The organism is Roseiarcus sp., assembly GCF_052145395.1.
GTDB lineage: Bacteria > Pseudomonadota > Alphaproteobacteria > Rhizobiales > Beijerinckiaceae > Roseiarcus.
Genome location: NZ_JBKQOT010000774.1, coordinates 1 through 9,693 on the forward strand (window position 1 = coordinate 1; position 9,693 = coordinate 9,693).

The window sequence follows — 9,693 nt, forward strand, 5'->3', positions numbered from 1 at the left end:
GGAGCAGACCGGCGTCGTCATCAGCCGCCAGGTGCCCTGCGCGGGCTGTTCTTTGCATCACGACCCGGAGGAATGCGCCCAGGGTGTGGCCTGCATCACGAAGATCACGACGCCAGAGGTGTTCAACGAGGTGAAGAACCTGTTGGCGCTCAAGACAACATCGGCGCCTGCGGGATGACCAGCATCGTCAGCGTCGTCGGCGAGCGGCCGGCTTTGTTTCCTACATGGGGGAATCTCTGTTTGGTCGCGCACGCAAATCGACGGTAGGACATACTTGGACGCCGCGCCTGCCCTTCCCCCTCGGGGGGAACGTGGTCGCGTCAGCGGCCGGGGATGCCTCGCGATTCGATCTCAATTCATCTCGCTCTGACCCTTCGCCGGGAACGGCAAAGCGCGCTTTCCCCCGCTTTCCCGCTTGGCGCCGCGCTTCAGGACGTCGCCGCTGCGGCTCCTTCCTTCAGCTGCGTCGCTTCGCGCCGCAAGGCCGGCGTCGATCGGATGATGAGCTTCTCCAATTCGACGACCAGGAAGAACACGACTCCGCCGGCGATCAGCCACGTCCAATCCCAAACCGGCAGCGACTCGTTGCCGAAGATCGCGAGGAACGGCGGCGCATAGGTGAACAGGAGTTGCAGGACCACGACCGTCCCGACGCCGTACCAGAGATAGGGATTGCCCGCGTGGGCACGGAGGGACAGCGACGAATCGAGAAGGTAGCGGCTGTTCAGGAGGTAGAAGACCTGGCCCAGCGTGATGGCGTTGACGGCGGCGGTGCGCGCCATCCCGTCGGTTGCGCCCTCCGTTTTCATCCAGAAGAAAGCCGTGAGGGTATAGACCACAAGCGCCGCGCCGACGAACAGGATGCGCCAGATCCCGAACCCGGTCACAAGCGGCCGATCGACTGCGCGCGGCGGCCGCCGCATGACGTCGGCCTCATGCGGCTCGAACGAGATGACGAGGCCCAGCGCGACCGAAGTCACCATGTTGACCCACAAGACCTGCGGCGCGGTGATCGGCAGCGTGAAGGCGAACAGGATCGCGACGGCGATCACCGCGCCCTGTGCGACATTGGTCGGCAGCAGGAACAGCATCGCCTTCTCGATGTTGTTGTAGACGGTGCGGCCTTCCTTCACCGCCGCAGAGATCGAGGCGAAATTGTCGTCGGCGAGAATCATGCCAGCGGCCTCCTTCGTCACCTCGGTGCCTTTGATTCCCATGGCGACGCCGATGTCGGCTTTTTTCAGGGCAGGCGCGTCGTTGACGCCGTCGCCGGTCATGGCGACGATCTGGCCGTTGGCCTGGATCGCCTTGACGAGCCGGAGCTTGTGCTCGGGACTGGCGCGGGCGAAGACATCGACGTCGCGGACGCAGTCCTGCAGGGCCGCGTCGTTCATCGCCTCGATCTCGGTTCCCGCGACCGCGGTCTTGCCGTCGCCGATGCCGAGCATCTTGGCGATCGCCGCGGCGGTGATCTTGTGGTCGCCGGTGATCATCGTTACGCGGATGCCGCCGCCGTGGCATTCCTTCACCGCTTCGATCGCCTCCTTGCGAGGCGGATCCATGAGGCCGACAAGGCCGATGAGGATGAGGTTTTTCGGCAGGTCCTCGGGCTTGAGGCCGCCCGCCGTGAGGCCCGGATCGAGCAGCCACGCGAGCCCCAGCACGCGCTCGCCTTGCGCGGCGAGACGGTCGCCTTCCCGAGCGAAGCGGTCGCGATCGAGCGGCGCCGGGCCGGTCGCGGTCTCATGCCGGTCGCAATGGTCGAGGATCACCTCGGGCGCGCCCTTGACCAGCAGCATCTCGCCGTTGGCCGAACGGTTCAGCGTCGCCATGAACTTGTGCTCGGATTCGAACGGGATGGCGTCGATGCGCGGCGCGGCGGCGGTCTCTCTGGCGCGGTCCATGCCGAGCTTCGCCGCGAAGGGATAGAGCGCGCCCTCGGTCGGGTCGCCCTCGACCTTCCATTTCCCTTCGTCCTGAAAAAGCTCGGCGTCGTTGCACAAGAGCGACACGCGCCCCATCAGCTTGACCGCCTCCGGCGGACCGGCAAGGGGCTTGCCGCCTTCCTTGATTGCGCCCTCGGGCGCGTAGCCGTCCCCCGTGACCTCATAGGCCTTGTCGGCGGTCACAACAGAGGTGACCATCATCTCCATGAGCGTCAGCGTGCCGGTCTTGTCCGAGCAGATGCGAGACACGGAGCCGAGTGTCTCGACCGCGGGCAGGCGGCGAATGATCGCGTGGCGCTGCGCCATGCGCTGCACGCCGATGGCGAGCGTGATCGTGATCAGCGCCGGCAAGCCTTCCGGGATCAGCGAAACCGCGATGCCAACAACCGCCTGGAACAACTCGACGAAGGTCATGTGCCCCAGCCAGTGGCCCCAGGAGAAGAGCAGGACGCTGACGACGGCGATGACGGCGGTGATGGCGTAGCCGAACTTCTTGATCTGGCGCAGGAGCGGCGTTTCGAGCGCGCTGACTTCGGCCAGCATCTGGTTGATCCGGCCGAGCTCCGTCTGGCTTCCGGTCGCGACCACGACTCCGGTCGCCCGGCCCGAGACGACCATGGTTCCGGAAAAGGCCATGTTCTCGCGGTCGCCGACCGTCGCCTTGGCGGATACCGGATCGGTCGTCTTTTCCGCGGGCACGGACTCGCCGGTCAGCGCCGCTTCCTCGGTGCGGAGGTTCTTGGCTTCGATCAGACGCAGATCGGCGGGAATCTTGTCGCCGGACTCGAGAAGGACGATGTCGCCGGGCGCCAGATCCTCGGCGGGAATGAGCCGCGTCTCGCCGCCGCGAATGGCCCGCGCCTCGGCGGAGAGCATGTTGCGGATCGAATCGAGCGCCTTCTCCGCGCGGCCCTCCTGGAGGAAGCCGAGCAGCGAATTGAGAATGACGACCGCGAAGATGATCGAGGCGTCCAGCCACAGGCTCAGCATCAGCTTGACGAAGCCGGCGGTGATGAGGACATAGACGAGGATGTTGTTGAACTGGGCGAGGAACCGCATCAGCGGTCCCGTTTTCTTGCCGTGCGGCAGGCGGTTCGGCCCGTAGGTCTTCAGCCGTTCGGCGGCTTCCGCGGCGTCCAGGCCGCGATCGGGATCGACGCGGAGCGTCTTCTCGACCTCCTCCGCGGACACCGCGTGCCACGCCAGGGTCGCCGATGACGAAACGGTCGTCTCCGTAAGGCTCATTGTCGTTCCCTCCCGCTTCGTCTTCGGGCTGCGATGACGCCCGTCAGAGCCGCCGCAGGTCCCCGCGTTGTTCGCCGAGGCCAAGAAGATGCGCCGCCGCGCGCCAGGCGTGGTGCGTGATCCCATCGAGGCGCCGCACCGCCTCGATCCGGGCGAAGGCGTCCAAGGCGGTCGACTGGCCCGGCGCGACGGAGGCGAGGACCGCGGCGCGATGCGTGCGCTGCATCGCGCTCAGCGTCGTCGCCGCGGTTCCGGCTTCGGCGAGCGCCGCCCGCACCTCGTCCGAGACGCTCCAGCCGATCGGCTCGGCGCGCCCGCTGAGCGCGGACTCGCCCGTTATCGATTCGTCGACCGTTTGCGTCCAGCGCATGACCTTTATGCAGAGCTCGGCCGCGCGAAGATCGTCGGGTGCTCCGGTCGGCGGTTGCGGAAGCCCTCCGTCTCCGAGAATCTCCGCGAGGCGGGACGCGTGATCGAGCGCATGCAGCGTGCTGGTCAGACGATGTCGCTCAGCCTCGGTCTCCGGCGGCTCCTTCAACTCGGAGAGAAAGTCGCGCACCTTTTCGAGCGCCGCTGCAGGCGACGCCACGCCGGAGTCGGCCTGGTCCTTTCCGCCGGAAAGCGAAGCCGCGACAGAGACCGCAATCGTTTTCAGCGCGTTCGCCACGGCGCGTCGGGCCGCCTCGACTGCGACCACCGGATTGACCAGCGCCGCCGGGTCGAGGACGCGGTCCAGCGCCGTCTCCTGCGAGGGCAAGAGGCGCTCGACCAGGCGCGTGAACGCTTTTGTCGCCGGAAGCAGCACCGCGACGCCCACCACGTTGTAAGCCGTGTGATAGGCGGCGAGCAGAGTCGTCCCGTCGACCGTTCCGGCATAGCGGCCCATCAACGCCGCGGTGAATGGAAAAGCGGCGAGCGCGATCAGCGCCGCAATGACCTTGAAAAGAATGTAGGCGAGCGCGAGGCGTTTGGCGGTGGCGCTGGCGCCGATCGCGGCCAGCGCCGAGCTGGTCGCGGTCCCGATGTTCTGTCCGATGATCAGCGCCGCGCCCTGCTCCAGTCCGATCGCGCCAGCGTAAAACGCCGAGATGGTGACCGCGATCGACGCCGTCGAGGACTGCATCACCGCCGTCATGACGAGGCCGACCACGACCAGCTTGAGGAGGCCGAGCGTACCTGCGACCCATCCGACGCCCGGCGCGCCGAGCACGTCCGGCAGATCGGACGGATGCAGGCTCTCGGCAAGGCCTCCCATGCCTTGCTGGAGCGTCGTCAGCCCATAGAGCACGAGCGCGAAGCCGGCGAGCGACGCGCCCCCCGCGGCGATCCGGCCGCCCGCCAGGAGCTTGGTCAGCGCGCCGATAAAGATCAACGGAAGCGCGTAGGTCGATAGCGAGACGCGCACCCCGATGAGTGCGATGAGCCACCCCGTTCCGGTCGTGCCGACATTCGCGCCGAAGACGAGACCGAGCCCTTGCGGAAATGTCAGGAGTCCAGCGCTGACAAGGCCGATCGTCGTCATCGTCACCGCGCTTGACGACTGCACGAGGAGCGTGACGATCGCGCCCCAGAACGCCCCCGAGAGCGGGGTCGCCGCGGCCTTGGCGAGCACCGTGCGCAACGCCGAGCCGGCGAGCGCCTTCAGTCCGTCGGTCATGACGGTCATGCCAAGCAGGAAGAGTCCGATCCCGCCGAAGACCGAAATCGCTGTCGCCATGCCCGCGTCGCCCCGACTACTTTTCCGCCTCGAGCTCGGCGCGCGCGGCGGCGAGGTCTTTCTTCTGGTCCGGGGTCACCTTCGGGTACTGGAGGTCGAGCTTCTCCACCGCCTCGACGATCGCAGCCGCGACAACGAGGCGGGTGAACCACTTGTTGTCGGCGGGCACGACGAACCACGGCGAGTCCTTCGAAGCGGTCGCTCGGATGGCCTCATCGTACGCGCGCATGTAGTCGTCCCAGTAGCGGCGTTCGCGCACGTCGGAAGCGGAGAATTTCCAGTTCTTCTGCGGCTTGTCGAGGCGCTCCATGAAGCGCTTCTTCTGCTCCTTGCGGGACAGGTTGAGGTAGAACTTGAGGACGACCACGCCCTGCCTGGTGAGATAGTCCTCGAACCGCGCGATGTCGGCGAGCCGCTCGTCCCAGATTCCCTTGCCGACAAGCTTTGGCGGCAACTTTTGCGCCTTGAGCAGCTCCTGGTGGACGCGCACCACGAGCACTTCCTCGTAGTACGAGCGATTGAAGATGCCGATGCGCCCGCGCTGCGGAGCCTTCACGGCGTATCGCCAAAGGAAATCGTGCGACAGCTCCTCCTGGGAGGGCTGCTTGAACGAAAAGACGTCACAGCCCTGCGGATTGACGCCCGACAGGACGTGCTTGATCGTGCCATCCTTTCCGGCAGCGTCCATCGCCTGGAACACCAGCAGCACCGACCAGGAATCCTGCGCGTAGAGGACATCCTGCTCCATCGCGAGCCATTCCGAGCCGCGCCGGAGAGACTCGGCCGCTTCAGCCTTGTCCATCTTCAGCCCCAGCGTATCGCCGGGATCGAAGTCTTTCAGGCGAAAGTCCTTGCCCTTCGTAATGCGGTACGGATCGGTGTATCTCCGGATCGCGTCGAGGATATCGTTGCGCGGCAGAATTCCCTCCCATTGTGGCTGTCTTCAAACTGTCACGTGGCCAGCGTTCGCGCGCAATGTCAATTGTGCGCCGCAGCGTCGGTTGACTGCCTGATCCATCGTGAATCATCCTTCGAGACACGATGCTTCGCGTGGCGGTCTGAACCGCCCTGCCGCATCTGGCCAAGGCAAAGATGGCTCGCTGCTCGCCGCTCGCTGGCCGGTGACGTCCGATTTTCCGCCCCGACCGGTCAAGGGTCGCGCGAATATTCAACTCTGCGCGGACGGCCGAAGTTGACCGGCAACGCCCGTAAGAGCATCCTTGAGCGGCGAACGGAGGTCATCTTCGGGCCTTAAAGGTTGACGATTCATCTTGTTCGGCGATGTCGCTTTGGCTCTGAAGGCGGTCATGGATCAGGATTTCGACGCCCTCGTGTTTCAGACCGGCGCGGTGTTTACGCCTGGCGCCCCAGTCAACGAGCAGAGAGCTGTTCGCCGGCAGAAAAGAGCAGGTCCTGAAGATCATCGACGCGGTGTCGCAGCGCGGCTGCCATGCGATCCTTTATGGCGAGCGGGGGACGGGAAAAACGTCCCTGTCCAACATGATCTCCGCCTTTCTCGCCAAGCGGCAGTCCTTCGTCGTGTCGCGCACGAACTGCGACATTTCCGATACATATCCGTCCCTCTGGGCAAAGGCGTTCAAGGATATCGAGGCCGCGAAACGCCAGCCCAACATCGGATTCCAAGGATTGCGGAACCCGCTGGCGGCGCCGCCGTCCGATGTCGACGTCAATTCCGAGACGCCCGACGGGGTCCGGCGGACCCTGCAGGAGATGTCGCGCACGGCGTCGCTGATCGTGATCTTCGACGAATTCGATCGCATCCGACGTCCTGAGGCGATCACCGCGATGGCGGATACGATCAAGGCGCTCTCAGATCACGCCGTCAACGCCACGGTCCTGATCATCGGGGTCGCCGACTCCGTCGACGAACTGATCCGGGAGCACCAGTCGATCGAGAGGGCGCTGATCCAGGTCCACATGCCCTCCATGTCGGACCACGAGATCCGGGGCATCGTCATGGCCGGGTTCGATCGGCTCGGGATGGAGATCGACTTCGAGGCCTGCGAGGACCTCGTTCATCTCTCGCAGGGCGTCCCCTACATCACCCACCTGCTTTGCATCTACAGCGCGCGCGCGGCGCTCGCCGCCCGCAGCCTGACGATCGATTCCGAGCATGTCGAGCAGGGGATGAACCGGGCCCTCGATCAGTGGCAGCAGTCGATCAAGTCCCTTTATACCGAAGCCGTCAGGAGCCCGCTGCACGCCAACATCTACCGGGAGGTCCTGCTCGCGTGCGCGCTGGCCGAGGTCGACGAGCACCGGTACTTCTCCCTTGCGGCGGTGAAGGAGCCGCTGTCCCTGATCCGAGACGCGCCGTGCGAGCCACTCGCATTTGCGCGCGCCGTCAAGGATCTGAGCGAACCCGGGCGAGGACGCATTCTTCATCGTCTCGGCGAAGGCTACCGGTTGCGCTACCGGCTCTTCAACCCGATCCTGCGGCCTTACATCATCATGCGCGGCCTGCGGGAGAAGCTGATTTCCAAGGCTTTGCTGGAGCGCGAACGCACGGCGCCGGCGGAGGCGGAGACCGTGATGTGAGGGGCGCCGCCGTCCCGGCAGTGTTCTTGCGCGATTGGCGATGGCTTTCCGAGAACATCAAATGGCTTACGATTCCGCAGACTAGCGCGACACCCTCGACATCGCGGCAGCCGAAGGGCGTTCCGTGATCGAGGCGACGCGTCATGGACTGCCGGTTTCAGCGGTGGACGCCCTGATCGAGTCCGGCCGGCTCACGCTCGGCGAGATCGACCGGGTTGTTCTCCCGCGCAAGACGCTCGCCCACCGGCGCGCGCTCGGCGCGTTGACCTCCGATCAATCCGATCGGCTGATGCGGGTGGCGCGAGTCATCGCCGCCGCCGAGGACACGTTCGTTCGGCTCCTCCGAGAAGGCGCATCGCTGGCCGCGCCGGCCGACGACGGCGCTCGACGGCGACGCGCCGCTCGACTGGCTCGACACATCCGAGGGGAGCCGCCAGGTCGAACACCTGCTCGAAAGAATCGACCACGGACTCGTCGCCTGACGCACGACCCGGCGTGGGCTTCCCAATGTTGGCCTGGCGGATCTGCCGGCGCGCCTTCGCCGATCTTTCCGGGGAAGGCGCGCGCCGCCTCGGCGGGCGCTGGAATTCGCCCGACCGCGCCGTCGTCTATGCGGCCGATGCGGCGGCGCTCGCAGTGCTCAAATCAAGGTTCGTGTCCACCTCGATCTCGACTGGAGTCTTCTGCCGGCGGATTCTGTGCTGGTCGCGATCGATTTTGACGCCCTTTCCGTGGAGCGGGTCGAGACGCCGCCGAGCGACATGACCGCCTTCGGCGACGCGTGGATCACCGCAGGCCGTTCCGCCGTCCTGAGCGTCCCCTCGGTCATCGTTCCCGAAAGCCGCAACCTCCTCTTGAACCCGGCTCATCGGGAAGCCGGGCGCGCAACCATCGCTGCGATCCGCCCGTTCGCCTTCGACGGGCGCCTTTGGCGGCCGGCGTGAAGAGACGATCCGACGAGCTCGCCCGATTTCGCTGAAAGGTGCGCCGACGCAGGTCGCGCAAGGTCTTTCTCACACGCATGCCTTTACGCGCTCTTTACGCTACGGCTCCCCGATTCCGATGGAAGCCTTACGACGGGCTGAGCTAGCGTTTCATCACCGACAATTTCTTGCGGAACAGGCCGCGCGCCGATGGGCGCGCGACCCGAAGATGGGCGAACGGGCGCGGCTCAAGCGGCTGCGCGCCGACGGGTGCGTGCGTCTTCGGCCGCCCGTCTCGGCAAGGATCAAAAGGAGGGTTCGATGAATCTGGCTGCCTGGCTGCCGGCGATGTTCGTGCTCGGCCTTGTGGCTCTGGGCGCCTGCTACGCCTTCGTTTTCGCCTGCGAAGTCATCTGAGGAGCCGCCCATGACCACCATAACGATCGCCGTGACGGCCTTCGTCATCGTCTACCTGTTCACCGCGCTCGTCCGGCCCGAGTGGTTCTGAGCCGCGCAACCCCATTTCCCGACCCGCCGCGTACGCCATGAGGGCGCGCGCGGTCGAGACCTGAAAGGCCCATTGCCATGTGGCTTCTGCCCGCATTGCTGATCCTCGCGGCGATCGCCTGCTCGATCCCGCTCAGCGCCTGTTTCGCCTGGCTTATGGACGGCCGCTACCGCGCGCCGCGCTTCCTGAAATTCTTCGAGGGCCTCGTCGACACAGGTCCGCAGGATTGGAAGCAGTACACGCTCGCGCTCGTCGTCTTCAACATCGCGCTGTTCATCTTCGGCTTCGTCGTGCTGTGCCTGCAGCCGGTCGCGCCGTTGAACCCGCGCGGCCTCGGTTGGCTCGAGCCGTCGACGATCTTCAACACGGTCATATCCTTTATGACCAACACCAATCTGCAGCACTATTCGGGCGACCAGTCGTTCTCAAATTTCAGCCAGATTGTCTTCATCCTGCCGAACATGTTCCTGTCGGCCTCGGTAGGCTTCTGCGCACTGGCGGCGATCATCCGTCTTTTCCGGGGCGAGGAGAAGATCGGCAACTACTTCGTCGATATGTGGCGCGTCTGCATGTACATCTACCTGCCGGTTGCGCTGGTCTTCGGCGTCATCTTCATGCAGCAGGGCATGCCGATGACCTACGCCTCGACTGAGGTCGCCACAACCCTCGAGCAGGGCTCCATGGGGCTCGACGACAAGGGCCAGGCGAAGCCGCAGACGATCGTGGTCGGCCCGGTGGCCGCGGTCATCCCGATCAAGATGCTCGGCACCAACGGCGGCGGCTTCTACGGCATGA

Annotated in this window: 7 protein-coding genes and 1 pseudogene; 5 read left to right on the plus strand and 3 right to left on the minus strand. The window is 65.5% G+C overall.

The features are described from left to right. Positions 1 to 428 precede the first annotated feature (428 nt). From ACLP25_RS26575 to ACLP25_RS26585, 3 genes are read right to left on the minus strand one after another with little or no spacing between them, the layout of a single operon-like run. Positions 429 to 3,191, minus strand: coding sequence for a cation-transporting P-type ATPase (locus ACLP25_RS26575; protein ID WP_442472109.1), 2,763 nt, complete (start codon positions 3,189 to 3,191; stop codon positions 429 to 431). Between the two features lie 43 nt (positions 3,192 to 3,234). Continuing rightward, positions 3,235 to 4,908, minus strand: a complete 1,674-nt coding sequence (locus ACLP25_RS26580; protein ID WP_442472110.1) for a Na/Pi cotransporter family protein — start codon at positions 4,906 to 4,908, stop codon at positions 3,235 to 3,237. Between the two features lie 16 nt (positions 4,909 to 4,924). Then, on the minus strand, positions 4,925 to 5,830 hold the full coding sequence (locus ACLP25_RS26585) for a polyphosphate kinase 2 family protein (protein WP_442472114.1): 906 nt from the start codon (positions 5,828 to 5,830) through the stop codon (positions 4,925 to 4,927). A gap of 437 nt (positions 5,831 to 6,267) precedes the next feature. On the opposite strand from ACLP25_RS26585, the gene ACLP25_RS26590 reads away from it, so the two are divergent. The 5 genes and pseudogenes from ACLP25_RS26590 to ACLP25_RS26610 form a co-directional block, all read left to right on the plus strand. Beyond that, positions 6,268 to 7,467: an ATP-binding protein gene (locus ACLP25_RS26590; RefSeq protein WP_442472115.1), complete on the plus strand. Its 1,200-nt coding sequence runs from the start codon at positions 6,268 to 6,270 to the stop codon at positions 7,465 to 7,467. A gap of 163 nt (positions 7,468 to 7,630) precedes the next feature. After that, a pseudogene (locus tag ACLP25_RS26595) lies at positions 7,631 to 7,711 on the plus strand (type II toxin-antitoxin system Xre/ParS family antitoxin); the annotation flags it as partial. A gap of 263 nt (positions 7,712 to 7,974) precedes the next feature. After that, the gene (locus ACLP25_RS26600; RefSeq protein ID WP_442472111.1) at positions 7,975 to 8,232 is read left to right on the plus strand and encodes an RES domain-containing protein; all 258 of its coding nucleotides are present in this window, start codon (positions 7,975 to 7,977) and stop codon (positions 8,230 to 8,232) included. Beyond that, complete coding sequence (locus tag ACLP25_RS26605) at positions 8,166 to 8,411, plus strand: RES family NAD+ phosphorylase (protein ID WP_442472112.1); 246 nt, start codon at positions 8,166 to 8,168, stop codon at positions 8,409 to 8,411. The genes ACLP25_RS26600 and ACLP25_RS26605 overlap by 67 nt, the downstream gene beginning before the upstream one ends. Positions 8,412 to 8,975: 564 nt before the next feature. Further along, positions 8,976 to 9,693: potassium-transporting ATPase subunit KdpA (locus tag ACLP25_RS26610; protein WP_442472113.1), on the plus strand; the 718-nt coding region annotated here is incomplete at its 3' end.